General features: G+C 56.8%; 12 protein-coding genes, 6 tRNA genes and 9 rRNA genes. 5 read left to right on the top strand and 22 right to left on the bottom strand.

Annotated features, from left to right (window positions below):
- Positions 1-88 precede the first annotated feature (88 nt).
- On the top strand, positions 89-520 hold the full coding sequence (locus AC3QLZ_RS13795) for a MaoC family dehydratase (RefSeq protein ID WP_014236448.1): 432 nt from the start codon (positions 89-91) through the stop codon (positions 518-520).
- Positions 521-603: 83 nt separating this feature from the next.
- Here the strand turns inward: AC3QLZ_RS13795 and AC3QLZ_RS13790 are convergent, their stop codons facing one another.
- The gene (locus AC3QLZ_RS13790; RefSeq protein WP_014236447.1) at positions 604-2,529 is read right to left on the bottom strand and encodes a DEAD/DEAH box helicase; all 1,926 of its coding nucleotides are present in this window, start codon (positions 2,527-2,529) and stop codon (positions 604-606) included.
- 184 nt (positions 2,530-2,713) lie between these two features.
- The gene (locus AC3QLZ_RS13785; RefSeq protein ID WP_014236446.1) at positions 2,714-2,923 is read right to left on the bottom strand and encodes a hypothetical protein; all 210 of its coding nucleotides are present in this window, start codon (positions 2,921-2,923) and stop codon (positions 2,714-2,716) included.
- Between the two features lie 135 nt (positions 2,924-3,058).
- Between AC3QLZ_RS13785 and AC3QLZ_RS13780 the strand changes: the two genes are divergently transcribed.
- Positions 3,059-3,268: a hypothetical protein gene (locus AC3QLZ_RS13780; protein ID WP_014236445.1), complete on the top strand. Its 210-nt coding sequence runs from the start codon at positions 3,059-3,061 to the stop codon at positions 3,266-3,268.
- Between the two features lie 50 nt (positions 3,269-3,318).
- Here AC3QLZ_RS13780 and AC3QLZ_RS13775 read toward each other — a convergent pair whose 3' ends face one another.
- The gene (locus AC3QLZ_RS13775) at positions 3,319-3,729 is read right to left on the bottom strand and encodes a hemerythrin domain-containing protein (RefSeq protein WP_014236444.1); all 411 of its coding nucleotides are present in this window, start codon (positions 3,727-3,729) and stop codon (positions 3,319-3,321) included.
- Between the two features lie 162 nt (positions 3,730-3,891).
- Between AC3QLZ_RS13775 and AC3QLZ_RS13770 the strand changes: the two genes are divergently transcribed.
- On the top strand, positions 3,892-4,998 hold the full coding sequence (locus tag AC3QLZ_RS13770; RefSeq protein ID WP_014236443.1) for an HD-GYP domain-containing protein: 1,107 nt from the start codon (positions 3,892-3,894) through the stop codon (positions 4,996-4,998).
- Here AC3QLZ_RS13770 and tcdA read toward each other — a convergent pair.
- Entirely contained in the window at positions 4,995-5,783 is a 789-nt protein-coding gene (gene tcdA / locus AC3QLZ_RS13765) for a tRNA cyclic N6-threonylcarbamoyladenosine(37) synthase TcdA (RefSeq protein WP_014236442.1), read from the bottom strand. The genes AC3QLZ_RS13770 and tcdA overlap by 4 nt on opposite strands.
- 70 nt (positions 5,784-5,853) lie before the next feature.
- Here tcdA and corA point away from each other — a divergent pair, with 70 nt between their 5' ends.
- Positions 5,854-6,927: a magnesium/cobalt transporter CorA gene (gene corA, locus AC3QLZ_RS13760; protein WP_014236441.1), complete on the top strand. Its 1,074-nt coding sequence runs from the start codon at positions 5,854-5,856 to the stop codon at positions 6,925-6,927.
- A gap of 11 nt (positions 6,928-6,938) precedes the next feature.
- On the opposite strand, the gene AC3QLZ_RS13755 is transcribed toward corA, so the two are convergent.
- Positions 6,939-7,904 carry an MBL fold metallo-hydrolase gene (locus tag AC3QLZ_RS13755; protein ID WP_014236440.1) on the bottom strand — a complete coding sequence of 322 codons (966 nt, stop codon included), beginning with the start codon at positions 7,902-7,904 and terminating at the stop codon, positions 6,939-6,941.
- Between AC3QLZ_RS13755 and AC3QLZ_RS13750 the strand changes: the two genes are divergently transcribed.
- Entirely contained in the window at positions 7,903-8,865 is a 963-nt protein-coding gene (locus AC3QLZ_RS13750) for an alpha/beta fold hydrolase (RefSeq protein WP_492783259.1), read from the top strand. The genes AC3QLZ_RS13755 and AC3QLZ_RS13750 overlap by 2 nt on opposite strands.
- Positions 8,866-8,871: 6 nt before the next feature.
- Here AC3QLZ_RS13750 and AC3QLZ_RS13745 read toward each other — a convergent pair whose 3' ends face one another.
- From AC3QLZ_RS13745 to AC3QLZ_RS13665, 17 genes are all read right to left on the bottom strand, one after another.
- The gene (locus AC3QLZ_RS13745; protein ID WP_014236438.1) at positions 8,872-9,216 is read right to left on the bottom strand and encodes an FKBP-type peptidyl-prolyl cis-trans isomerase; all 345 of its coding nucleotides are present in this window, start codon (positions 9,214-9,216) and stop codon (positions 8,872-8,874) included.
- Positions 9,217-9,260: 44 nt separating this feature from the next.
- The gene (gene msrA / locus AC3QLZ_RS13740) at positions 9,261-9,821 is read right to left on the bottom strand and encodes a peptide-methionine (S)-S-oxide reductase MsrA (protein WP_238526340.1); all 561 of its coding nucleotides are present in this window, start codon (positions 9,819-9,821) and stop codon (positions 9,261-9,263) included.
- Between the two features lie 165 nt (positions 9,822-9,986).
- Positions 9,987-10,100, bottom strand: a 5S ribosomal RNA gene (gene rrf / locus AC3QLZ_RS13735).
- Between the two features lie 100 nt (positions 10,101-10,200).
- A 23S ribosomal RNA gene (locus tag AC3QLZ_RS13730) occupies positions 10,201-13,086 on the bottom strand.
- A gap of 225 nt (positions 13,087-13,311) precedes the next feature.
- Positions 13,312-13,387 (bottom strand) — tRNA-Ala (locus AC3QLZ_RS13725).
- A gap of 14 nt (positions 13,388-13,401) precedes the next feature.
- Positions 13,402-13,478, bottom strand: a tRNA-Ile gene (locus AC3QLZ_RS13720).
- Between the two features lie 137 nt (positions 13,479-13,615).
- Positions 13,616-15,155: ribosomal RNA gene (locus tag AC3QLZ_RS13715) — 16S ribosomal RNA — on the bottom strand.
- Positions 15,156-15,500: 345 nt separating this feature from the next.
- Positions 15,501-15,614: ribosomal RNA gene (gene rrf / locus AC3QLZ_RS13710) — 5S ribosomal RNA — on the bottom strand.
- 100 nt (positions 15,615-15,714) lie between these two features.
- Positions 15,715-18,600, bottom strand: a 23S ribosomal RNA gene (locus AC3QLZ_RS13705).
- A 225-nt stretch (positions 18,601-18,825) separates the two neighbouring features.
- Positions 18,826-18,901 (bottom strand) — tRNA-Ala (locus AC3QLZ_RS13700).
- Positions 18,902-18,915: 14 nt separating this feature from the next.
- Positions 18,916-18,992 (bottom strand) — tRNA-Ile (locus AC3QLZ_RS13695).
- Between the two features lie 137 nt (positions 18,993-19,129).
- Positions 19,130-20,669 (bottom strand): 16S ribosomal RNA (locus tag AC3QLZ_RS13690).
- A gap of 345 nt (positions 20,670-21,014) precedes the next feature.
- Positions 21,015-21,128, bottom strand: a 5S ribosomal RNA gene (gene rrf, locus AC3QLZ_RS13685).
- A gap of 100 nt (positions 21,129-21,228) precedes the next feature.
- Positions 21,229-24,114, bottom strand: a 23S ribosomal RNA gene (locus AC3QLZ_RS13680).
- Between the two features lie 225 nt (positions 24,115-24,339).
- A tRNA-Ala gene (locus AC3QLZ_RS13675) sits at positions 24,340-24,415 on the bottom strand.
- A 14-nt stretch (positions 24,416-24,429) separates the two neighbouring features.
- A tRNA-Ile gene (locus tag AC3QLZ_RS13670) sits at positions 24,430-24,506 on the bottom strand.
- A gap of 137 nt (positions 24,507-24,643) precedes the next feature.
- Positions 24,644-26,183, bottom strand: a 16S ribosomal RNA gene (locus AC3QLZ_RS13665).
- Together the 16S, 23S and 5S rRNA genes with 6 tRNA genes alongside form the textbook arrangement of a ribosomal RNA operon.
- Between the last annotated feature and the right edge of the window lie 78 nt (positions 26,184-26,261).

Raw genomic sequence — 26,261 nt, 5'->3', positions numbered from 1 at the left:
CATGCCAGCGTTATCATGGCTGCATGGGCTCGGGAGGCACCATCGGGCGAGCCCCGCGAATCACCATGACAATAACCGGAGAAACTGGATGAATGCACTGAACGGCTACAACATCGAAGACCTGCAACCCGGCATGAGTGCCAGCACCGCCAAGACCGTGACCGAAGCGGACATCGTCCTCTTCGCCGGCATCACCATGGACACCAATGCGGTGCACATGAACGAGGAATTCGCCAAGACCACCATGTTCGGCGGACGCATTGCCCACGGCATGCTGTCCGTCGGTTTCATCTCCGCCGTGCTCGGCACCCGCCTGCCCGGCCCCGGCAGCATCTACCTGGGCCAGACCCTGAAGTTCAAGGCGCCGGTGCGCCCCGGCGACACCGTCACCGCCACGGTCACGGTCAAGGAAGTCCTGGTGGAGAAGAAGCGGGTGGTGCTGGACACCGTCTGCACCGTCGGCGGCAAGCCGGTGATCGAGGGCGAAGCCACCCTGATGTGCACTTCCAGCAAGGGCTGACGGCAGTTTTTCTGCCATGAAAAAAGGGGCGCCGCGGCGCCCCTTCTGTTTTGCTCCCGGCTGGGCCGGGTACGGTTCAGGCCTCAGCCTTCCCGCGGCGCGCGGCGCTTGGCCGGCGGCTTGTTGCCGCCGAAGCCGCCGGTGCCGCCGGGCTTCTTGTTGCCGAAACCGGGCTTGCTGAAGCCGCCCTTGCCGCCGGGAGCCGCACCGCGGGGAGCGCGGTTGCCGTCCACATCGCCGCCCCACTTGCGACGGGGCGGAGCGATCACCTCGGATTCGCCGTCGAGACGATGGATGAGCAGGGGACACTGCTTGATCTCCACTTCCTTGAGCAGCATCAGGGCATCCTTGGGCAGGCTGTCCGGCAGCTCCACAGTGGAGTACTCGTCGAACAGGGCAATGTGGCCGATGTAGCGGCTCTGGATGTCGGCTTCGTTGGCGATGCAGCCGACGATGTCCTTGGGCGTGGCGCCCTGGTTGCGGCCCACCTCGATGCGGTAGCGCACCATGTTGCCGACGTTGCCCAGATCCCGGCCCTTGCCCTTCTTGGCATCGGTCCGCTCGAGGCGCTCACCCCGCTCCGGACGCTCCTTGCGTTCGAAACGCTCGCCCCGTTCGGGACGCTCGAAACGTTCCTTGCGCTCGGGGCGGCCCTCGGCCGAGTCGGCCTCGAAGCTGCGCACTTCCTTTTCCGGCATCAGCAGGGGGCGGGACTTCTGCACCAGGAAAGCCAGGGCGGCGGCCACTTCGTGGGCGCCCACATTGGCCTCTTCCTCGATCTGGGTCACCACCTCTTCAAAGAAGGACAGCTCGCCGGCTTCCAGGGTCTTGATGACCTGCTGCTTGAACTGGGCGACGCGGCGGTCGGCTACGTCCTGCTTGGTGGGCAGACGCAGGGGGGAGATGTTCTGGCGCGTCACCTTTTCGATGGTGCGCAGCATGCGCATTTCCCGGGGGGAAACGAAGAGGATGGCGGTGCCGGTACGGCCGGCGCGGCCGGTGCGACCGATACGGTGCACATAGGCTTCGACGTCGTAGGGAATGTCGTAGTTGATGACGTGGCTGACACGGGGCACGTCGATGCCGCGGGCGGCCACGTCGGTGGCGATGACGATGTCCAGGCCGCCGCTCTTCAGCTGCTCGATGACACGCTCGCGGCTGGCCTGGTTCATGTCGCCGTTGAGGGCGGCAGCGGCGTAGCCCCGGGCTTCCAGCTTCTGGGCCAGCTCTTCGGTGGCGGTCTTGGTGCGCACGAAGATGATGGCGGCGTCCAGGCTGTCTTCCACTTCCATGATGCGGGTCAGGGCATCCAGCTTGTGCAGGCCGGAAACCTGCCAGTAGCGCTGCTGGATGGCGGAGACGGTGCTGGTGGCGGACTTGATCTTCACTTCCTGGGGATCGCGCAGGTACTTCTGGGCGACACGGCGGATCTGCTCCGGCATGGTGGCGGAGAACAGGGCGGTCTGGCGCTCGGCGGGAATGTGCTCGAGGATCCACTCGACGTCGTCGATGAAGCCCATGCGCAGCATTTCGTCGGCCTCGTCCAGCACCAGGGTCTTCAGGCGGGACAGGTCCAGGCTCTTGCGCTCCAGGTGGTCCATGACCCGGCCCGGGGTGCCGATGATGACGTGGGCGCCGCGCTGCAGCTGCTTCAGCTGGATACCCAGGCTCTGGCCGCCGTAAATGGGCAGCACGTGGAAGCCGGGCAGGTGCTTGGCGTATTTCTGACAGGCCTCGGCCACCTGAATGGCCAGCTCGCGGGTGGGGGCCAGGACCAGGGCCTGGGGGAAACGCTGGGTCACGTCCAGCTTCTGCAGCAGGGGCAGGGCGAAGGCGGCGGTCTTGCCGGTGCCGGTCTGGGCCATGCCCAGCAGGTCCTTGCCTTCCATCAGCAGGGGAATGCATTCGGCCTGGATGGAGGACGGGGTTTCATAACCCACATCGGTCAATGCCTGCAGAATGGGTTCGGAGAGGCCCAATTGGGCAAAGGTGTCGACAGAGGATGTCATGGAGCTTCCAGTAATGAGGTGGAGCCGCTCGAGGCAGCTCAGGTCAAGCGCAGGGAATCGCCAGCCAATTTGGGGTCATCATTGACCCGACCAAGCCCCGGAAAAGCCGAGGCGCCCACTTCCGCCGAACCCCGAAGACGGATGTCTCCGGCCCGACGGCCACAACCGCGAGGATCAAAGCGCCTTAACGCGCTTCCCGCTCTGCGGCATCAACCCGTTCCTGCCCCTGCCGACCCGCCTGTTCCAGCTGTCCCTGCAGCTTTTCCTGGGTCTCTTTGGCCTGCTGAACTTCCTGAGCCTTGGCGGCTCCGCCTGCTGCAGCCGTGGTGGCGGTGTCGGCCAAGCCACAGGCAGTCAGGGAAAGAAGAAGCGCGATGCAGACGATACGCAACATGGGGGCTTCCAACGGGAAGGGCGTACTGTACTCCTAAATATCGGAGATTACGAGCTTTTTCCCGGCAAACGCGGTGCCGGATGCCTATACTCGAAGTAGGGATTTCCCCCCGGCATGAACGCTAAGGAGAACGTCATGAGCTTCTTCGATGGCTCCATCGGCCGCTGCGAAGCGGTCCACGAAATGGTCCTGACCGATCAGACTCAACGGCAGTGCGCCTTGGAGCACGGCTGCCCGCCGGGGAGGGAGTGTCCGCTGGATGGCTGCTTTGCCCAGGTTTCCGGTCTGGCAGAAAGCGACATGCCCGTGACCGGCGAAAAAACGGCCAAACGCTTTCGCCACTGATGCTGGCAGCCCCGTCCGCAGGGCGGGGAAGAGAAAGGATAGGCGGCGCTTCAGGCCGCCAGCGGAACGGGAGCGTAACCCACGTTGCGCATATGCACGGCCAGGGCCGTATCCATGGTGGCGGCATGGGTGGTGAACCAGTCCACCAGTTCCGCCACGGCCTTGCGCCCGATGGAAATGTCGCCCCGGCTGACGAAGCGGCGGATGCTCTGCAGGGTCTGCAGGACTCGCCGATGCTCATCCATATGGCAGTGGATGGGAAGAAAGTTGGAGGCCTCCATCCAGCGGTCTTCCTGCTCGAAATGATCCACGGTGTGGGCCAGGAACTGGTCGAAGCCGTCCAGGAACTGGTCATCGGCAATTTCGGCCAGGCGGTTGATCCACTCCACGAACTCCTTGTGGGTGTGATCCATGGGAGCGCAGCCCAGGTCGTACTGGGGCAGCCAGGGCATCAGAGGCATCACTTAATCCATATAAAACGTACGGTTATTATCCATTTTGAAGTGCACCGCCATTTTGATGCACATTAAAAATTGCGGATATGCCATAAGCCGCACTTTTCCCTGGTGGGCGCTGCTGCCTGGATTAAACTGATACCAACAAACAAGAGGGGGAGACTACGCATGAGCAACGTCAAGACGCTGAACCCGCTGATCCCGGACCCGGAAATTTTCCAGGACTTCGTGGATGCCCTGGGGGACCACATCCCAGCCATCGAGCGAGACATCGGCCGGTTGAAGAATGCCCCGGAGGACCGGGCCGTACTGGCCGATCTCTTCCGCGCCGTACACACCATCAAGGGCGATGCCGCCCTGTGCAAGCTGGACCTGGCGGTGCGCATCGCCCATCCCATCGAATCCATCCTCTCCCGCCTGCGGGAAGGACAGCTGCAGTTCTCCGAGCTCATCGGCGAAGCCGTGCTGCTGGCCCTGGACCGCCTGGAGCTGGCCATCGACGCCATTGGCGCCGGCCGCTCGGTGGAAAACCTGCGCCTGGACAAGCTGATCCAAGGCCTCGACGCCCTGGGCGGCTGCCAGCCGGCCGAAGTGGACCAGTACAGTGCCGAACTGATCGAGGCGGTCACCGGCTTCCAGCCCATCGCCAGCATCGGCACTGCGCCGCGGCAGGCCCGGCCGGTTCTGCGCAGCAACGAACATCTGGCCAACGACCTGCGCTTCTTCCGCAGCCTGGCCCAACAGTTCGAGAACCGCTCCCCCCTCTTCAAGGGCCGCAGCGCCAGGCTGCTGAAACTGGCCCTGGACACCAATGCGGAAGCAGGCAAGCCGGTGGACCCGGTGCAGCTGGCAGCCGCGGTCTACATGCACGACCTTGGCATGATGTTCGTCCCCGAATCGGTCTGGCTCAAGGTGGGGCGCATGACGGACGAGGAAAAGCAGCAACTGCGTCAGCATCCGCTGCAGGGAGCCGGCCTGCTGCAGCGCATGGAAGGCTGGGAGGAAGCGGCCCGCATGGTGGCGGAGCACCACGAAATGCCCGACGGCGCCGGTTACCCCAGGGGCCTGGGGCAAAGGGACATCTGCGACGGGGCCAAGATCCTGGCCATTGTGGATGCCTTCGAGGCGGTCACCCTGAAACATGGCCAAAGGGGCCATACCCGCTCCGTGCTGCGGGCCATTGCCGAGGTCAACGCCTGCGACAAGCAGTTCGCCCCGGAATGGATCGCCCCCTTCAACGCCGTCATCCGGCGCCAGGTGGAAGCGGCCGACTAGACGGAGGCGGCCAGCCGGCGCAGAACGACGGAGGCGGCCACCAGACCAAAGCTGGCGGTCACGGTGACGGCGGAACCGAAGCCGGCGCAATTGAGGCCGGCTGCGCCGCCACCGACCGGTGCCGAACAGGCCGTATCGGGGTAACGCAGGGGCTCTTCCGAATAAACGGCGTCAATGCCGAATTTCTTTTTCGGGTCCTTGGGAAAGCCATGGCTCTTGCGCAACTGGCCCCGCACCTTGGCCAGCAGGGGGTCCTGAACGGTACGGGAGAGATCGGCAACCCGGATCATGGTCGGGTCCATCTGTCCGCCGGCCGCCCCGGCCGTCACCACCGGCCAGTCATGGCGCCGGCACCAGGCCAGCATGGCGGTTTTCGCCCGCACCCCGTCGATGGCATCCACCAGATAATCCACCGGCGGCAAGGCCCCGAACAGGGCATCCAGGTTGTCGGGCTCGACGAAGTCGTCCACCAGGGTCAGCCGGCAATCGGGATTGATCTGCCGTACCCGCTCGGCCATGGCCTCGATCTTCGCCTGGCCCAGGGTGACCTCCAGAGCATGGATCTGCCGGTTCACGTTGGATTCGGCCACATGGTCCAGATCGATCAGGGTCAGCCCCCCCACCCCGCTGCGCGCCAGGGCTTCCACGCTCCAGGAGCCAACGCCGCCGATACCGACCACGCACACATGGGCCGCCCGGAAGCGGGCCAGGGCCTGGGTTCCGTAGAGCCGGGCAACGCCGCCGAAGCGGCGCTCGTAATCGGGGGAGGAGTCGATTTGGTTCATGGCGGGCGATGATACCCCAGGCCGCAGCTCCCTGGCTGCCCGGGGCCCGGGCTGCTACCATGGTTGCATCATGAGCCATGACAAGAAACTGCGTTCCCAGAAGGCAGGGCTGGAGCCCGGCAGCCTGGTCCATCTCGGCGAGGTGAAGACCAGCACGCCCACGCTGATGCTGCTCGAGTACGACAGCAACGGTCTGTACGAGCAGGAGTTGAGCAGCCGGGAGCAGATCGACGGACTAGTCCGGCGCCCTGGCTGCACTCTCTGGCTCAATGTTTATGGCCTGCAGGACCCGGACCTGATGGCCGCCATCGGCAAACGTTTCGGCCTGCACCCCCTGGTGCTGGAAGACATCCTCAACACCGACCAGCGGCCCAAGGTCGACGACTACGAGGACTATCTCTACCTGGTGGCACGCCTCTTCGATTACGTGCCCCACAGCCGCCAACTGGCCAGCGACCAGGTCAGCATCATCCTGGGCAAGGATTTTGTCCTCACCTTCCAGGAGCGGCCCTCCGGCACCTTTGGCGCCCTGCGGGAGCGGCTGCGGGCCAATCGCAACCAGGTTCGCCGCCTCGGCGCCGACTATCTGGCCTATTCCCTGCTGGACTCCCTGGTGGATCGCTATTTCGCCCTGGTCGAGCAGGTGGGCGACCATGCCGAAATTCTGGAGACTTCCCTCATCAACCGGCGCCCCCGGCCAGGGGTGTTGCAGTCCATCCACCGGCACAAGCGGCAGATCACCACCCTGCGCCGTGCCATCTGGCCCCTGCGGGAGGTGCTCAACGTCCTGCTGCGCAGCCATGACGGTTTCTTCCGGGCGGAAACGGTGCTCTACCTGCGCGACGTCTACGATCACACCGTCCATCTGATCGAGTCCCTGGAGGACCTGCGGGACCTGCTGACCGGCCTGCTGGACGTCTACCTCTCCGCAGTCAGCAACCGGGTGAACATGGAGGTTCGGGCACTGACCGTGGTGGCCACCATTTTCATGCCGGCCACCCTGATTGCCGGCGTCTTCGGCATGAACTTCCATGTCATGCCCTGGCTGGAACACCCCGATGGATTCTGGTTCGCCATGGGACTGATGGGCGCCATCGCCACCATCATGCTGGCGGCCTTCTGGCGACGGCGCCTGATCGGCTGACCAACCGACTCCTAGCGGTTGTCTAGCCAGAAGGCCAGGCCCTGGGCATTAAGCTCGATATCCAGGGCAAATATCTCCAGCAGTTGCGCTTCCGGCACGGTCCAGCCGTAGCGCTTCGCCTCTGCCAGCAGCAGGTCGTTGAGACCGGCCACCAGCTTTTCCTGGCGCACCTGACCGCTCCCTTCCAAGGCTTCGACCAGCGCCACGTGGGCGTCCAGCAGGCGATGCAGGTCGGCCCCCAGGCGCTTGACGTCATGCACCCGGCTGAAATGGGTGAGGAACATGTAGGGCAGGTCAAAGGAAAGCAGCAGGTCGATGGAGGCATGCATGGCCGCCGGATCGAACTGGACCGGTGTCGTGGTGGGGAAGATGAACTGTTTCAGTTCGTCCCCAACCTGGAGGTCCAGTTCTCGATAGGACAAGCCGAAGGTATCGCCGGTAAAGATGCCGCCTCCCTTGCGATCCACCAGCCCCAAATGATGCTTTGCATGGCCGGGCAAATCCAGGCACAACAGTTCCCGATTACCCAACTGCAGGCAGGTTCCGTGGCCGGCCTCGATGATCCGCTCGGCGGGCACCGGAATCAGTTCCCCGTAGAAGTCCCGGGCCCGGGACTCTCCATAGACGGCCACCACGCCGGCCCAAAGCTTGGACGGCTCGGCCATGTGCCGTGCGCCCCGGGGGTGGACCACCAGACGGGCATTGTCGAAGGCCTGCATATACGCCCCGGCACCGCCCGCATGGTCCAGATGGATGTGGGTGAGAACCACGTAGTCCACGCAATCCGCCGTCAGCCCCAATGCCGCCAAGGCCGACTGGACGCGGGGCAGGGAGGCATTGTTGGCCGTATCCACGACTGCCACCCGCCCCTCATCCACGATGAGATGAATGGCCGCCAGATGGGGGCGGCCATAGCCGGATTCCAGGGCATATACACCCTGCTCATAGGGGATCAATCCCAGTTCGGTGTTGTTCATGGTCTCCATCATTCTTGTTGAGTGTGGGGTTATTGTAGCGGAGCACCGTACTGAGGCGTATTGCCACCCGAGCCACTCTGTGGGAGCCTCGCCTTATTCCTTTTTCAACGCTACGCACCGGTCAGCCATGAGCCATTTTTTTGCAGACGACGGCGAGAAGATCCACCTGCACGTTTCCGGCGACGGCACGCCACCGATTGTGATGCTGCACGGGTGGACGTCCAGCCATCAGGAGTGGTTCCCCTTCCTGCAGGACCTCAACGCCCACCACCGGGTGTGGCGTTGGGACGCCCGTGGTCATGGCGGCCACGCCCTGAGCCAGCCGGCCCCGCCGACCGTACAGCGCATGGCCAGGGATTTGCGTAATCTGCTGGAGACCTACGATTTGGAAGAGGTGGTGGCTGTCGGCCACTCCATGGGTGCCCTGACCCTGTGGCAGTACATCCGCGATTACGGCTGCGAGCGCCTGGGGAAAATTTGCCTGATCGACCAGTCACCTAAGCTGGTGACGGCCGCAGACTGGCCCCACGGTGTTTATGGGGATTTTGACGAGCACCGCTCCAGCGCCTTCATCAACGAACTGGAACAGGACTTTCCTGAAGCCGTGCTACGCCTGGGTGCCCTGGGCCTGAATCGGCGCGCCAGGGAAAAGTACGAAGAGAATGCCAAGGGCTGGGCCAAGGCTCGGGAATGGTTAAGTCAGTTGCCGCCCAAACCCTTGATTGCCTGCTGGCAGAGTTTGACGGAAGCGGATTACCGGGATGTGCTGCAGCAGATCCACATTCCGGCTCTGCTGATTTACGGCGGCGAGAGCAACTTCTATCACAGCAGCACCGCATACTATGTCGCAGCCCGTATACCCCAGGCCCTTCTGCACATCTACGAAGGCACGGACCACTCCCCCCACCAGTGGCAGAGGGAGCGTTTCGTCCGGGACCTGCTGACGTTTATCGGTGGTTAACCGAGCTTAACGACAGGCCAGCATCTCCACTTCGAATACCAGGGTTGCATTGGGGGGGATTACACCGCCGGCACCACGGGCACCATAGCCCAGTTCCGGCGGAATGGTGAGCTTGCGGCTCCCGCCGATCTTCATTCCCTGCACCCCCTCATCCCAGCCGGCAATGACGTGGCGGGCCCCCAGCATGAACTCGAAAGGATCATTGCGATCCTTGGATGAGTCAAACTTCTGGCCATCCGTCAGCCAACCGGTGTAATGCACGGTAACGATGTCGCCGGCCTTGGCTTCGACGCCGTCGCCCAGGACCAGTTCTTCAATGATCAGGCCGGAAGCAGTGGTGGTAGTACTCATGAAGTCTCCTGAAAGTTAGGGGAAAAACGGGCTGCAATTATTGCTCAGACAGCGCTCAGGCGATCCGGAAAATCCCGCTTGAGTTGCTGCAGCTTCGGCGCAATCACCAGCTGGCAATAGGGGTGATCGGAATTTCGCGCGTAATAGTCGCGATGATACGCTTCCGCCTGATGGAAAGGCCCCAGAGGCAGCAATTCCGTGACGATGGGGCTGGGCCACTGGGCCTGAAGGTCAGCGATGAACTGCTTTGCCAGTGCTTCCTGCAGGGGACTGGCGAAGAATATGACCGAGCGGTACTGGGAGCCTATGTCATGCCCTTGTCGATTGACAGTGGTGGGGTCATGGCTACTGAAAAACACCTGTAGCAAGGCTTGAAAGCCAATTCGAACTGGATCGAAGGTAATCCGTACAACCTCTGCGTGACCCGTCGTTCCGGTGCATACGGCCTCATAATCCGGGGCCTCGGTGCGCCCACCGCTATAGCCCGGTTCCACGGACAGTACGCCATCCAAACGACGGAATACCGCTTCCAGACACCAGAAACAGCCTCCCCCCAGGGTCAGATGATCTACCTCAACATTGCCTAATGTCATGTTGGTTTCCATTGCTAGTGGATGGAAATGGACCATCAGGAGGTAAATAAATTCACTGCGAATGCTCCCCTTGCGACAGTTCAAGTCACCAGGAGGCCGTTTTTGAGTTGGGGGGAATTTAGTGAGGTACAAATGGAAACACCCCAGCCACATAGTAGCTGGGGTGTTGTAAGGGGAGCCTGGCGGTGACCTACTTTCGCACATGAAGTATGCACTATCATCGGCGCAACTCTGTTTCACGGTCCTGTTCGGGATGGGAAGGGGTGGGTCCAGAGCGCTATGGCCGCCAAGCGTAACTTGTTCGCTCGCCGTCGAGTGACGTCGAGCGCAAAATGGGAGAAGGTTAAATGTGATTGCGTTTCAAACTGAAGCGCTTTGATCTCAGAGTTATAGGATCAAGCCGCACGGGCAATTAGTATCGGTTAGCTTAACGCATTACTGCGCTTCCACACCCGACCTATCAACGTGGTGGTCTTCCACGACCCTTTAGGGGGCTCGAAGCCCCGGGGAAGTCTAATCTTGAGGCGAGTTTCCCGCTTAGATGCTTTCAGCGGTTATCTCTTCCGTACTTAGCTACCCGGCGATGCGACTGGCGTCACAACCGGTACACCAGGGGTACGTCCACTCCGGTCCTCTCGTACTAGGAGCAGCCCCCCTCAAACTTCCAGCGCCCACGGCAGATAGGGACCAAACTGTCTCACGACGTTTTAAACCCAGCTCACGTACCTCTTTAAATGGCGAACAGCCATACCCTTGGGACCGGCTACAGCCCCAGGATGAGATGAGCCGACATCGAGGTGCCAAACACCGCCGTCGATATGAACTCTTGGGCGGTATCAGCCTGTTATCCCCAGAGTACCTTTTATCCGTTGAGCGATGGCCCTTCCATACAGAACCACCGGATCACTATGACCTGCTTTCGCACCTGCTCGACTTGTGGGTCTCGCAGTCAAGCACGCTTATGCCATTGCACTATTAGCACGATGTCCGACCGTACCTAGCGTACCTTCGTACTCCTCCGTTACCTTTTGGGAGGAGACCGCCCCAGTCAAACTGCCTACCATGCACGGTCCCAGACCTGGATTCACAGGCCATGGTTAGAACCTCAAACAAACCAGGGTGGTATTTCAAGGACGACTCCACCAGAACTAGCGTCCTGGTCTCACAGTCTCCCACCTATCCTACACAGATCGGTTCAAAGTCCAATGCAAAGCTACAGTAAAGGTTCATGGGGTCTTTCCGTCTAGCCGCGGGGAGATTGCATCTTCACAAACATTTCAATTTCGCTGAGTCTCAGGAGGAGACAGTGTGGCCATCGTTACGCCATTCGTGCAGGTCGGAACTTACCCGACAAGGAATTTCGCTACCTTAGGACCGTTATAGTTACGGCCGCCGTTTACCGGGGCTTCGATCAAGAGCTTGCACCCCATCACTTAACCTTCCGGCACCGGGCAGGCGTCACACCCTATACGTCCACTTTCGTGTTTGCAGAGTGCTGTGTTTTTATTAAACAGTCGCAGCCACCATTTCACTGCAACCCCATCGAGCTTCGAGAGCAAGTCTCTACACCCTACCGGGGCGCACCTTATCCCGAAGTTACGGTGCCAATTTGCCGAGTTCCTTCTCCTGAGTTCTCTCAAGCGCCTTAGAATTCTCATCCTGCCCACCTGTGTCGGTTTGCGGTACGGTCCCAATGTAACTGAAGCTTAGAGGCTTTTCTTGGAAGCTTGGTATCAATCACTTCGCGCTCAAAGAGCGCTCGTCATCACGCCTCAGCTTAGCCCCCCGGATTTGCCTAAGGGGCACGCCTACACGCTTAAACCGGGACGTCCAACACCCGGCTGACCTAACCTTCTCCGTCCCCCCATCGCATTACATTGAGGTACAGGAATATTAACCTGTTTCCCATCGACTACGCTTTTCAGCCTCGCCTTAGGGGCCGACTCACCCTGCGCCGATGAACGTTGCGCAGGAAACCTTGGGCTTTCGGCGAGGGAGCTTTTCACTCCCTTTATCGCTACTCATGTCAGCATTCGCACTTCTGATACCTCCAGCATCCCTCACGAGACACCTTCAACGGCCTACAGAACGCTCTCCTACCATATCCAAAGGATATCCGCGATTTCGGTGCATAGTTTGAGCCCCGTTACATCTTCCGCGCAGGACGACTCGACCAGTGAGCTATTACGCTTTCTTTAAAGGATGGCTGCTTCTAAGCCAACCTCCTGGCTGTCTGAGCCTTCCCACCTCGTTTCCCACTTAACTATGTCTTTGGGACCTTAATCGGCGGTCTGGGTTGTTTCCCTCTTGACACCGGACGTTAGCACCCGATGTCTGTCTCCCAAGCTCGCACTCTACGGTATTCAGAGTTTGCTATGGCGAAGTAAGTCGCGATGACCCCTTCAACCATTACAGTGCTTTACCCCCGTAGGTGATACTTGAGGCACTACCTAAATAGTTTTCGGAGAGAACCAGCTATTTCCGGATTTGTTTAGCCTTTCACCCCTATCCACAGCTCATCCCCTAACTTTTCAACGTTAGTGGGTTCGGACCTCCAGTGCGTGTTACCGCACCTTCATCCTGGCCATGGATAGATCATCCGGTTTCGGGTCTACGCCATGCTACTTAACGCCCTTATCAGACTCGGTTTCCCTACGCCTTCCCTACTCGGTTAAGCTCGCAACATAACGTAAGTCGCTGACCCATTATACAAAAGGTACGCAGTCACCCCACGAAGGGGCTCCCACTGTTTGTATGCATGCGGTTTCAGGATCTATTTCACTCCCCTCCCGGGGTTCTTTTCGCCTTTCCCTCACGGTACTGGTTCACTATCGGTCGATTACGAGTATTTAGCCTTGGAGGATGGTCCCCCCATATTCAGACAGGGTTTCACGTGCCCCGCCCTACTTGTCGCAAACTTAGTACCACGATCCTGTTTTCGCGTACGGGGCTATCACCCACTACGGCGACACTTTCCAGAGTCTTCCGCTAACAGATTCGCTATCACTTGCAGGCTATTCCCATTTCGCTCGCCACTACTTTGGGAATCTCGGTTGATTTCTTTTCCTCCGGCTACTTAGATGTTTCAGTTCACCGGGTTCGCCTCCACTGACCTATGTATTCAGTCAGGGATACTCCTTGCGGAGTGGGTTTCCCCATTCGGACATCTCTGGATCAAAGCTTCGTTGCCAGCTCCCCAGAGCTTTTCGCAGGCTTGCACGTCCTTCATCGCCTGTAATCGCCAAGGCATCCACCACATGCACTTAGTCGCTTGATCCTATAACTTTGAGGCCTCTTCCGAGGCAGTTATAAGCAACTCAGTTTGTGTTTGTATCGCGCTAGCTGTAACGCGATACGATGCAATCACAATGTATATCTGGCTTGGTTTCGGCTCCAGATATACAACCTTCTCCATTTTGTTAAAGAGCAAACAGCATTGACCAAGAGGTCAGACCTAAGCATCTGTGCTTACGTATGAGCTCTTGCAGACAACCCAAGGGGTTGGTGGAGGCAGACGGGATCGAACCGACGACATCCAGCTTGCAAAGCTGGCGCTCTCCCAACTGAGCTATGCCCCCGCCTGATGAAGCGTTGGTGGGTCAGGTAGGAATCGAACCTACGACCCCCGCCTTATCAAGACGGTGCTCTAACCGACTGAGCTACTGACCCAAACTTCTCTTATCGAAGGGTCAGTAGAGGACCCGGAGTCAGTACGCCTGCGCGCTACTCCTGCTCCTGGCCTTTCCCTCATGCTGTTACTTGAACAACCGATAGGTTGTAGATGCTTGGAGGATGCTTTTCTCTAGAAAGGAGGTGATCCAGCCGCACCTTCCGATACGGCTACCTTGTTACGACTTCACCCCAGTCATGAATCCTACCGTGGTAATCGCCCTCCTTACGGTTAGGCTAACTACTTCTGGTAGAACCCACTCCCATGGTGTGACGGGCGGTGTGTACAAGACCCGGGAACGTATTCACCGCGACATGCTGATCCGCGATTACTAGCGATTCCGACTTCACGCAGTCGAGTTGCAGACTGCGATCCGGACTACGATCGGCTTTCTGGGATTGGCTCCACCTCGCGGCTTGGCAACCCTCTGTACCGACCATTGTATGACGTGTGAAGCCCTACCCATAAGGGCCATGAGGACTTGACGTCATCCCCACCTTCCTCCGGTTTGTCACCGGCAGTCTCATTAAAGTGCCCAACTGAATGATGGCAATTAATGACAAGGGTTGCGCTCGTTGCGGGACTTAACCCAACATCTCACGACACGAGCTGACGACAGCCATGCAGCACCTGTGTCCAGGCTCCCTTTCGGGCACCAATCCATCTCTGGAAAGTTCCTGGCATGTCAAGGGTAGGTAAGGTTTTTCGCGTTGCATCGAATTAATCCACATCATCCACCGCTTGTGCGGGTCCCCGTCAATTCCTTTGAGTTTTAACCTTGCGGCCGTACTCCCCAGGCGGTCAACTTCACGCGTTAGCTGCGGTACTAAAAGGTTTAACCCTTCCAACACCTAGTTGACATCGTTTAGGGCGTGGACTACCAGGGTATCTAATCCTGTTTGCTCCCCACGCTTTCGTGCATGAGCGTCAGTACTAACCCAGGGGGCTGCCTTCGCCATCGGTATTCCTCCACATCTCTACGCATTTCACTGCTACACGTGGAATTCTACCCCCCTCTGCCGTACTCTAGCCTCGCAGTCACAAACGCAGTTCCCAGGTTGAGCCCGGGGATTTCACGTCTGTCTTACGAAACCGCCTGCGCACGCTTTACGCCCAGTAATTCCGATTAACGCTCGCACCCTACGTATTACCGCGGCTGCTGGCACGTAGTTAGCCGGTGCTTCTTATGCGGGTACCGTCATCAACAACGGATATTAGCCGTTGCCATTTCTTCCCCGCCGAAAGAGCTTTACAACCCGAAGGCCTTCTTCACTCACGCGGCATGGCTGGATCAGGGTTGCCCCCATTGTCCAAAATTCCCCACTGCTGCCTCCCGTAGGAGTCTGGGCCGTGTCTCAGTCCCAGTGTGGCAGATCATCCTCTCAGACCTGCTACGGATCGTCGCCTTGGTGAGCTTTTACCTCACCAACTAGCTAATCCGACATCGGCCGCTCCAAGAGCGCGAGGTCTTGCGATCCCCCGCTTTCCTGCTCACAGAATATGCGGTATTAGCGTAACTTTCGCTACGTTATCCCCCACTCCTGGGTACGTTCCGATGTATTACTCACCCGTTCGCCACTCGCCACCAGGAGCAAGCTCCCGTGCTGCCGTTCGACTTGCATGTGTAAGGCATGCCGCCAGCGTTCAATCTGAGCCAGGATCAAACTCTTCAGTTTAATCTCTGCTTAAAACTCGCTTGACGGATATATTCAAGTTTCCTTGACTACATCTTTGTGCAAGCGCTTGATTCATTTGTCCGACCTAAGCCGGAACACCCAACCAAGCACCTACACCTATCGGTTGTCCTATTTTTTAAAGAGCTTGCAAATCAAGATCTTATCTCAATCTGCCGCGCCGCCGTAGCAACGAAAGACGCGCATTCTACAGACTTCTTTTACTGCTGCCAAGCACTATTTGCACTTGGCTGAAATCTTTTTAGCTTTTTGCTTAATTACGCATGCGGCTCACCCTTGAAGAAGCAAACACCCCAGCCACATAGTAGCTGGGGTGTTGTAAGGGGAGCCTGGCGGTGACCTACTTTCGCACATGAAGTATGCACTATCATCGGCGCAACTCTGTTTCACGGTCCTGTTCGGGATGGGAAGGGGTGGGTCCAGAGCGCTATGGCCGCCAAGCGTAACTTGTTCGCTCGCCGTCGAGTGACGTCGAGCGCAAAATGGGAGAAGGTTAAATGTGATTGCGTTTCAAACTGAAGCGCTTTGATCTCAGAGTTATAGGATCAAGCCGCACGGGCAATTAGTATCGGTTAGCTTAACGCATTACTGCGCTTCCACACCCGACCTATCAACGTGGTGGTCTTCCACGACCCTTTAGGGGGCTCGAAGCCCCGGGGAAGTCTAATCTTGAGGCGAGTTTCCCGCTTAGATGCTTTCAGCGGTTATCTCTTCCGTACTTAGCTACCCGGCGATGCGACTGGCGTCACAACCGGTACACCAGGGGTACGTCCACTCCGGTCCTCTCGTACTAGGAGCAGCCCCCCTCAAACTTCCAGCGCCCACGGCAGATAGGGACCAAACTGTCTCACGACGTTTTAAACCCAGCTCACGTACCTCTTTAAATGGCGAACAGCCATACCCTTGGGACCGGCTACAGCCCCAGGATGAGATGAGCCGACATCGAGGTGCCAAACACCGCCGTCGATATGAACTCTTGGGCGGTATCAGCCTGTTATCCCCAGAGTACCTTTTATCCGTTGAGCGATGGCCCTTCCATACAGAACCACCGGATCACTATGACCTGCTTTCGCACCTGCTCGACTTGTGGGTCTCGCAGTCAAGCACGCTTATGCCATTGCACTATTAGCACGATGTCCGACCGTACCTAGCGTACCTTCGTACTCCTCCGTTACCTTTTGGGAGGAGACCGCCCCAGTCAAACTGCCTACCATGCACGGTCCCAGACCTGGATTCACAGGCCATGGTTAGAACCTCAAACAAACCAGGGTGGTATTTCAAGGACGACTCCACCAGAACTAGCGTCCTGGTCTCACAGTCTCCCACCTATCCTACACAGATCGGTTCAAAGTCCAATGCAAAGCTACAGTAAAGGTTCATGGGGTCTTTCCGTCTAGCCGCGGGGAGATTGCATCTTCACAAACATTTCAATTTCGCTGAGTCTCAGGAGGAGACAGTGTGGCCATCGTTACGCCATTCGTGCAGGTCGGAACTTACCCGACAAGGAATTTCGCTACCTTAGGACCGTTATAGTTACGGCCGCCGTTTACCGGGGCTTCGATCAAGAGCTTGCACCCCATCACTTAACCTTCCGGCACCGGGCAGGCGTCACACCCTATACGTCCACTTTCGTGTTTGCAGAGTGCTGTGTTTTTATTAAACAGTCGCAGCCACCATTTCACTGCAACCCCATCGAGCTTCGAGAGCAAGTCTCTACACCCTACCGGGGCGCACCTTATCCCGAAGTTACGGTGCCAATTTGCCGAGTTCCTTCTCCTGAGTTCTCTCAAGCGCCTTAGAATTCTCATCCTGCCCACCTGTGTCGGTTTGCGGTACGGTCCCAATGTAACTGAAGCTTAGAGGCTTTTCTTGGAAGCTTGGTATCAATCACTTCGCGCTCAAAGAGCGCTCGTCATCACGCCTCAGCTTAGCCCCCCGGATTTGCCTAAGGGGCACGCCTACACGCTTAAACCGGGACGTCCAACACCCGGCTGACCTAACCTTCTCCGTCCCCCCATCGCATTACATTGAGGTACAGGAATATTAACCTGTTTCCCATCGACTACGCTTTTCAGCCTCGCCTTAGGGGCCGACTCACCCTGCGCCGATGAACGTTGCGCAGGAAACCTTGGGCTTTCGGCGAGGGAGCTTTTCACTCCCTTTATCGCTACTCATGTCAGCATTCGCACTTCTGATACCTCCAGCATCCCTCACGAGACACCTTCAACGGCCTACAGAACGCTCTCCTACCATATCCAAAGGATATCCGCGATTTCGGTGCATAGTTTGAGCCCCGTTACATCTTCCGCGCAGGACGACTCGACCAGTGAGCTATTACGCTTTCTTTAAAGGATGGCTGCTTCTAAGCCAACCTCCTGGCTGTCTGAGCCTTCCCACCTCGTTTCCCACTTAACTATGTCTTTGGGACCTTAATCGGCGGTCTGGGTTGTTTCCCTCTTGACACCGGACGTTAGCACCCGATGTCTGTCTCCCAAGCTCGCACTCTACGGTATTCAGAGTTTGCTATGGCGAAGTAAGTCGCGATGACCCCTTCAACCATTACAGTGCTTTACCCCCGTAGGTGATACTTGAGGCACTACCTAAATAGTTTTCGGAGAGAACCAGCTATTTCCGGATTTGTTTAGCCTTTCACCCCTATCCACAGCTCATCCCCTAACTTTTCAACGTTAGTGGGTTCGGACCTCCAGTGCGTGTTACCGCACCTTCATCCTGGCCATGGATAGATCATCCGGTTTCGGGTCTACGCCATGCTACTTAACGCCCTTATCAGACTCGGTTTCCCTACGCCTTCCCTACTCGGTTAAGCTCGCAACATAACGTAAGTCGCTGACCCATTATACAAAAGGTACGCAGTCACCCCACGAAGGGGCTCCCACTGTTTGTATGCATGCGGTTTCAGGATCTATTTCACTCCCCTCCCGGGGTTCTTTTCGCCTTTCCCTCACGGTACTGGTTCACTATCGGTCGATTACGAGTATTTAGCCTTGGAGGATGGTCCCCCCATATTCAGACAGGGTTTCACGTGCCCCGCCCTACTTGTCGCAAACTTAGTACCACGATCCTGTTTTCGCGTACGGGGCTATCACCCACTACGGCGACACTTTCCAGAGTCTTCCGCTAACAGATTCGCTATCACTTGCAGGCTATTCCCATTTCGCTCGCCACTACTTTGGGAATCTCGGTTGATTTCTTTTCCTCCGGCTACTTAGATGTTTCAGTTCACCGGGTTCGCCTCCACTGACCTATGTATTCAGTCAGGGATACTCCTTGCGGAGTGGGTTTCCCCATTCGGACATCTCTGGATCAAAGCTTCGTTGCCAGCTCCCCAGAGCTTTTCGCAGGCTTGCACGTCCTTCATCGCCTGTAATCGCCAAGGCATCCACCACATGCACTTAGTCGCTTGATCCTATAACTTTGAGGCCTCTTCCGAGGCAGTTATAAGCAACTCAGTTTGTGTTTGTATCGCGCTAGCTGTAACGCGATACGATGCAATCACAATGTATATCTGGCTTGGTTTCGGCTCCAGATATACAACCTTCTCCATTTTGTTAAAGAGCAAACAGCATTGACCAAGAGGTCAGACCTAAGCATCTGTGCTTACGTATGAGCTCTTGCAGACAACCCAAGGGGTTGGTGGAGGCAGACGGGATCGAACCGACGACATCCAGCTTGCAAAGCTGGCGCTCTCCCAACTGAGCTATGCCCCCGCCTGATGAAGCGTTGGTGGGTCAGGTAGGAATCGAACCTACGACCCCCGCCTTATCAAGACGGTGCTCTAACCGACTGAGCTACTGACCCAAACTTCTCTTATCGAAGGGTCAGTAGAGGACCCGGAGTCAGTACGCCTGCGCGCTACTCCTGCTCCTGGCCTTTCCCTCATGCTGTTACTTGAACAACCGATAGGTTGTAGATGCTTGGAGGATGCTTTTCTCTAGAAAGGAGGTGATCCAGCCGCACCTTCCGATACGGCTACCTTGTTACGACTTCACCCCAGTCATGAATCCTACCGTGGTAATCGCCCTCCTTACGGTTAGGCTAACTACTTCTGGTAGAACCCACTCCCATGGTGTGACGGGCGGTGTGTACAAGACCCGGGAACGTATTCACCGCGACATGCTGATCCGCGATTACTAGCGATTCCGACTTCACGCAGTCGAGTTGCAGACTGCGATCCGGACTACGATCGGCTTTCTGGGATTGGCTCCACCTCGCGGCTTGGCAACCCTCTGTACCGACCATTGTATGACGTGTGAAGCCCTACCCATAAGGGCCATGAGGACTTGACGTCATCCCCACCTTCCTCCGGTTTGTCACCGGCAGTCTCATTAAAGTGCCCAACTGAATGATGGCAATTAATGACAAGGGTTGCGCTCGTTGCGGGACTTAACCCAACATCTCACGACACGAGCTGACGACAGCCATGCAGCACCTGTGTCCAGGCTCCCTTTCGGGCACCAATCCATCTCTGGAAAGTTCCTGGCATGTCAAGGGTAGGTAAGGTTTTTCGCGTTGCATCGAATTAATCCACATCATCCACCGCTTGTGCGGGTCCCCGTCAATTCCTTTGAGTTTTAACCTTGCGGCCGTACTCCCCAGGCGGTCAACTTCACGCGTTAGCTGCGGTACTAAAAGGTTTAACCCTTCCAACACCTAGTTGACATCGTTTAGGGCGTGGACTACCAGGGTATCTAATCCTGTTTGCTCCCCACGCTTTCGTGCATGAGCGTCAGTACTAACCCAGGGGGCTGCCTTCGCCATCGGTATTCCTCCACATCTCTACGCATTTCACTGCTACACGTGGAATTCTACCCCCCTCTGCCGTACTCTAGCCTCGCAGTCACAAACGCAGTTCCCAGGTTGAGCCCGGGGATTTCACGTCTGTCTTACGAAACCGCCTGCGCACGCTTTACGCCCAGTAATTCCGATTAACGCTCGCACCCTACGTATTACCGCGGCTGCTGGCACGTAGTTAGCCGGTGCTTCTTATGCGGGTACCGTCATCAACAACGGATATTAGCCGTTGCCATTTCTTCCCCGCCGAAAGAGCTTTACAACCCGAAGGCCTTCTTCACTCACGCGGCATGGCTGGATCAGGGTTGCCCCCATTGTCCAAAATTCCCCACTGCTGCCTCCCGTAGGAGTCTGGGCCGTGTCTCAGTCCCAGTGTGGCAGATCATCCTCTCAGACCTGCTACGGATCGTCGCCTTGGTGAGCTTTTACCTCACCAACTAGCTAATCCGACATCGGCCGCTCCAAGAGCGCGAGGTCTTGCGATCCCCCGCTTTCCTGCTCACAGAATATGCGGTATTAGCGTAACTTTCGCTACGTTATCCCCCACTCCTGGGTACGTTCCGATGTATTACTCACCCGTTCGCCACTCGCCACCAGGAGCAAGCTCCCGTGCTGCCGTTCGACTTGCATGTGTAAGGCATGCCGCCAGCGTTCAATCTGAGCCAGGATCAAACTCTTCAGTTTAATCTCTGCTTAAAACTCGCTTGACGGATATATTCAAGTTTCCTTGACTACATCTTTGTGCAAGCGCTTGATTCATTTGTCCGACCTAAGCCGGAACACCCAACCAAGCACCTACACCTATCGGTTGTCCTATTTTTTAAAGAGCTTGCAAATCAAGATCTTATCTCAATCTGCCGCGCCGCCGTAGCAACGAAAGACGCGCATTCTACAGACTTCTTTTACTGCTGCCAAGCACTATTTGCACTTGGCTGAAATCTTTTTAGCTTTTTGCTTAATTACGCATGCGGCTCACCCTTGAAGAAGCAAACACCCCAGCCACATAGTAGCTGGGGTGTTGTAAGGGGAGCCTGGCGGTGACCTACTTTCGCACATGAAGTATGCACTATCATCGGCGCAACTCTGTTTCACGGTCCTGTTCGGGATGGGAAGGGGTGGGTCCAGAGCGCTATGGCCGCCAAGCGTAACTTGTTCGCTCGCCGTCGAGTGACGTCGAGCGCAAAATGGGAGAAGGTTAAATGTGATTGCGTTTCAAACTGAAGCGCTTTGATCTCAGAGTTATAGGATCAAGCCGCACGGGCAATTAGTATCGGTTAGCTTAACGCATTACTGCGCTTCCACACCCGACCTATCAACGTGGTGGTCTTCCACGACCCTTTAGGGGGCTCGAAGCCCCGGGGAAGTCTAATCTTGAGGCGAGTTTCCCGCTTAGATGCTTTCAGCGGTTATCTCTTCCGTACTTAGCTACCCGGCGATGCGACTGGCGTCACAACCGGTACACCAGGGGTACGTCCACTCCGGTCCTCTCGTACTAGGAGCAGCCCCCCTCAAACTTCCAGCGCCCACGGCAGATAGGGACCAAACTGTCTCACGACGTTTTAAACCCAGCTCACGTACCTCTTTAAATGGCGAACAGCCATACCCTTGGGACCGGCTACAGCCCCAGGATGAGATGAGCCGACATCGAGGTGCCAAACACCGCCGTCGATATGAACTCTTGGGCGGTATCAGCCTGTTATCCCCAGAGTACCTTTTATCCGTTGAGCGATGGCCCTTCCATACAGAACCACCGGATCACTATGACCTGCTTTCGCACCTGCTCGACTTGTGGGTCTCGCAGTCAAGCACGCTTATGCCATTGCACTATTAGCACGATGTCCGACCGTACCTAGCGTACCTTCGTACTCCTCCGTTACCTTTTGGGAGGAGACCGCCCCAGTCAAACTGCCTACCATGCACGGTCCCAGACCTGGATTCACAGGCCATGGTTAGAACCTCAAACAAACCAGGGTGGTATTTCAAGGACGACTCCACCAGAACTAGCGTCCTGGTCTCACAGTCTCCCACCTATCCTACACAGATCGGTTCAAAGTCCAATGCAAAGCTACAGTAAAGGTTCATGGGGTCTTTCCGTCTAGCCGCGGGGAGATTGCATCTTCACAAACATTTCAATTTCGCTGAGTCTCAGGAGGAGACAGTGTGGCCATCGTTACGCCATTCGTGCAGGTCGGAACTTACCCGACAAGGAATTTCGCTACCTTAGGACCGTTATAGTTACGGCCGCCGTTTACCGGGGCTTCGATCAAGAGCTTGCACCCCATCACTTAACCTTCCGGCACCGGGCAGGCGTCACACCCTATACGTCCACTTTCGTGTTTGCAGAGTGCTGTGTTTTTATTAAACAGTCGCAGCCACCATTTCACTGCAACCCCATCGAGCTTCGAGAGCAAGTCTCTACACCCTACCGGGGCGCACCTTATCCCGAAGTTACGGTGCCAATTTGCCGAGTTCCTTCTCCTGAGTTCTCTCAAGCGCCTTAGAATTCTCATCCTGCCCACCTGTGTCGGTTTGCGGTACGGTCCCAATGTAACTGAAGCTTAGAGGCTTTTCTTGGAAGCTTGGTATCAATCACTTCGCGCTCAAAGAGCGCTCGTCATCACGCCTCAGCTTAGCCCCCCGGATTTGCCTAAGGGGCACGCCTACACGCTTAAACCGGGACGTCCAACACCCGGCTGACCTAACCTTCTCCGTCCCCCCATCGCATTACATTGAGGTACAGGAATATTAACCTGTTTCCCATCGACTACGCTTTTCAGCCTCGCCTTAGGGGCCGACTCACCCTGCGCCGATGAACGTTGCGCAGGAAACCTTGGGCTTTCGGCGAGGGAGCTTTTCACTCCCTTTATCGCTACTCATGTCAGCATTCGCACTTCTGATACCTCCAGCATCCCTCACGAGACACCTTCAACGGCCTACAGAACGCTCTCCTACCATATCCAAAGGATATCCGCGATTTCGGTGCATAGTTTGAGCCCCGTTACATCTTCCGCGCAGGACGACTCGACCAGTGAGCTATTACGCTTTCTTTAAAGGATGGCTGCTTCTAAGCCAACCTCCTGGCTGTCTGAGCCTTCCCACCTCGTTTCCCACTTAACTATGTCTTTGGGACCTTAATCGGCGGTCTGGGTTGTTTCCCTCTTGACACCGGACGTTAGCACCCGATGTCTGTCTCCCAAGCTCGCACTCTACGGTATTCAGAGTTTGCTATGGCGAAGTAAGTCGCGATGACCCCTTCAACCATTACAGTGCTTTACCCCCGTAGGTGATACTTGAGGCACTACCTAAATAGTTTTCGGAGAGAACCAGCTATTTCCGGATTTGTTTAGCCTTTCACCCCTATCCACAGCTCATCCCCTAACTTTTCAACGTTAGTGGGTTCGGACCTCCAGTGCGTGTTACCGCACCTTCATCCTGGCCATGGATAGATCATCCGGTTTCGGGTCTACGCCATGCTACTTAACGCCCTTATCAGACTCGGTTTCCCTACGCCTTCCCTACTCGGTTAAGCTCGCAACATAACGTAAGTCGCTGACCCATTATACAAAAGGTACGCAGTCACCCCACGAAGGGGCTCCCACTGTTTGTATGCATGCGGTTTCAGGATCTATTTCACTCCCCTCCCGGGGTTCTTTTCGCCTTTCCCTCACGGTACTGGTTCACTATCGGTCGATTACGAGTATTTAGCCTTGGAGGATGGTCCCCCCATATTCAGACAGGGTTTCACGTGCCCCGCCCTACTTGTCGCAAACTTAGTACCACGATCCTGTTTTCGCGTACGGGGCTATCACCCACTACGGCGACACTTTCCAGAGTCTTCCGCTAACAGATTCGCTATCACTTGCAGGCTATTCCCATTTCGCTCGCCACTACTTTGGGAATCTCGGTTGATTTCTTTTCCTCCGGCTACTTAGATGTTTCAGTTCACCGGGTTCGCCTCCACTGACCTATGTATTCAGTCAGGGATACTCCTTGCGGAGTGGGTTTCCCCATTCGGACATCTCTGGATCAAAGCTTCGTTGCCAGCTCCCCAGAGCTTTTCGCAGGCTTGCACGTCCTTCATCGCCTGTAATCGCCAAGGCATCCACCACATGCACTTAGTCGCTTGATCCTATAACTTTGAGGCCTCTTCCGAGGCAGTTATAAGCAACTCAGTTTGTGTTTGTATCGCGCTAGCTGTAACGCGATACGATGCAATCACAATGTATATCTGGCTTGGTTTCGGCTCCAGATATACAACCTTCTCCATTTTGTTAAAGAGCAAACAGCATTGACCAAGAGGTCAGACCTAAGCATCTGTGCTTACGTATGAGCTCTTGCAGACAACCCAAGGGGTTGGTGGAGGCAGACGGGATCGAACCGACGACATCCAGCTTGCAAAGCTGGCGCTCTCCCAACTGAGCTATGCCCCCGCCTGATGAAGCGTTGGTGGGTCAGGTAGGAATCGAACCTACGACCCCCGCCTTATCAAGACGGTGCTCTAACCGACTGAGCTACTGACCCAAACTTCTCTTATCGAAGGGTCAGTAGAGGACCCGGAGTCAGTACGCCTGCGCGCTACTCCTGCTCCTGGCCTTTCCCTCATGCTGTTACTTGAACAACCGATAGGTTGTAGATGCTTGGAGGATGCTTTTCTCTAGAAAGGAGGTGATCCAGCCGCACCTTCCGATACGGCTACCTTGTTACGACTTCACCCCAGTCATGAATCCTACCGTGGTAATCGCCCTCCTTACGGTTAGGCTAACTACTTCTGGTAGAACCCACTCCCATGGTGTGACGGGCGGTGTGTACAAGACCCGGGAACGTATTCACCGCGACATGCTGATCCGCGATTACTAGCGATTCCGACTTCACGCAGTCGAGTTGCAGACTGCGATCCGGACTACGATCGGCTTTCTGGGATTGGCTCCACCTCGCGGCTTGGCAACCCTCTGTACCGACCATTGTATGACGTGTGAAGCCCTACCCATAAGGGCCATGAGGACTTGACGTCATCCCCACCTTCCTCCGGTTTGTCACCGGCAGTCTCATTAAAGTGCCCAACTGAATGATGGCAATTAATGACAAGGGTTGCGCTCGTTGCGGGACTTAACCCAACATCTCACGACACGAGCTGACGACAGCCATGCAGCACCTGTGTCCAGGCTCCCTTTCGGGCACCAATCCATCTCTGGAAAGTTCCTGGCATGTCAAGGGTAGGTAAGGTTTTTCGCGTTGCATCGAATTAATCCACATCATCCACCGCTTGTGCGGGTCCCCGTCAATTCCTTTGAGTTTTAACCTTGCGGCCGTACTCCCCAGGCGGTCAACTTCACGCGTTAGCTGCGGTACTAAAAGGTTTAACCCTTCCAACACCTAGTTGACATCGTTTAGGGCGTGGACTACCAGGGTATCTAATCCTGTTTGCTCCCCACGCTTTCGTGCATGAGCGTCAGTACTAACCCAGGGGGCTGCCTTCGCCATCGGTATTCCTCCACATCTCTACGCATTTCACTGCTACACGTGGAATTCTACCCCCCTCTGCCGTACTCTAGCCTCGCAGTCACAAACGCAGTTCCCAGGTTGAGCCCGGGGATTTCACGTCTGTCTTACGAAACCGCCTGCGCACGCTTTACGCCCAGTAATTCCGATTAACGCTCGCACCCTACGTATTACCGCGGCTGCTGGCACGTAGTTAGCCGGTGCTTCTTATGCGGGTACCGTCATCAACAACGGATATTAGCCGTTGCCATTTCTTCCCCGCCGAAAGAGCTTTACAACCCGAAGGCCTTCTTCACTCACGCGGCATGGCTGGATCAGGGTTGCCCCCATTGTCCAAAATTCCCCACTGCTGCCTCCCGTAGGAGTCTGGGCCGTGTCTCAGTCCCAGTGTGGCAGATCATCCTCTCAGACCTGCTACGGATCGTCGCCTTGGTGAGCTTTTACCTCACCAACTAGCTAATCCGACATCGGCCGCTCCAAGAGCGCGAGGTCTTGCGATCCCCCGCTTTCCTGCTCACAGAATATGCGGTATTAGCGTAACTTTCGCTACGTTATCCCCCACTCCTGGGTACGTTCCGATGTATTACTCACCCGTTCGCCACTCGCCACCAGGAGCAAGCTCCCGTGCTGCCGTTCGACTTGCATGTGTAAGGCATGCCGCCAGCGTTCAATCTGAGCCAGGATCAAACTCTTCAGTTTAATCTCTGCTTAAAACTCGCTTGACGGATATATTCAAGTTTCCTTGACTACATCTTTGTGCAAGCGCTTGATTCATTT

The organism is Azospira sp. MPR-LB4, assembly GCF_058809525.1.
Note: the sequence above shows the minus strand (reverse complement) of the source record. Positions and strands in the feature narration are given on the sequence as shown.

Coding starts and splice junctions, on each gene's coding strand:
- AC3QLZ_RS13795 (WP_014236448.1), top strand. CDS start 89: ATGAATGCACTGAACGGCTACAACATCGAAGACCTGCAACCCGGCATG.
- AC3QLZ_RS13790 (WP_014236447.1), bottom strand. CDS start 2,529: ATGACATCCTCTGTCGACACCTTTGCCCAATTGGGCCTCTCCGAACCC.
- AC3QLZ_RS13785 (WP_014236446.1), bottom strand. CDS start 2,923: ATGTTGCGTATCGTCTGCATCGCGCTTCTTCTTTCCCTGACTGCCTGT.
- AC3QLZ_RS13780 (WP_014236445.1), top strand. CDS start 3,059: ATGAGCTTCTTCGATGGCTCCATCGGCCGCTGCGAAGCGGTCCACGAA.
- AC3QLZ_RS13775 (WP_014236444.1), bottom strand. CDS start 3,729: ATGCCTCTGATGCCCTGGCTGCCCCAGTACGACCTGGGCTGCGCTCCC.
- AC3QLZ_RS13770 (WP_014236443.1), top strand. CDS start 3,892: ATGAGCAACGTCAAGACGCTGAACCCGCTGATCCCGGACCCGGAAATT.
- tcdA (WP_014236442.1), bottom strand. CDS start 5,783: ATGAACCAAATCGACTCCTCCCCCGATTACGAGCGCCGCTTCGGCGGC.
- corA (WP_014236441.1), top strand. CDS start 5,854: ATGAGCCATGACAAGAAACTGCGTTCCCAGAAGGCAGGGCTGGAGCCC.
- AC3QLZ_RS13750 (WP_492783259.1), top strand. CDS start 7,903: ATGGTCTCCATCATTCTTGTTGAGTGTGGGGTTATTGTAGCGGAGCAC.
- AC3QLZ_RS13755 (WP_014236440.1), bottom strand. CDS start 7,904: ATGAACAACACCGAACTGGGATTGATCCCCTATGAGCAGGGTGTATAT.
- AC3QLZ_RS13745 (WP_014236438.1), bottom strand. CDS start 9,216: ATGAGTACTACCACCACTGCTTCCGGCCTGATCATTGAAGAACTGGTC.
- msrA (WP_238526340.1), bottom strand. CDS start 9,821: ATGGAAACCAACATGACATTAGGCAATGTTGAGGTAGATCATCTGACC.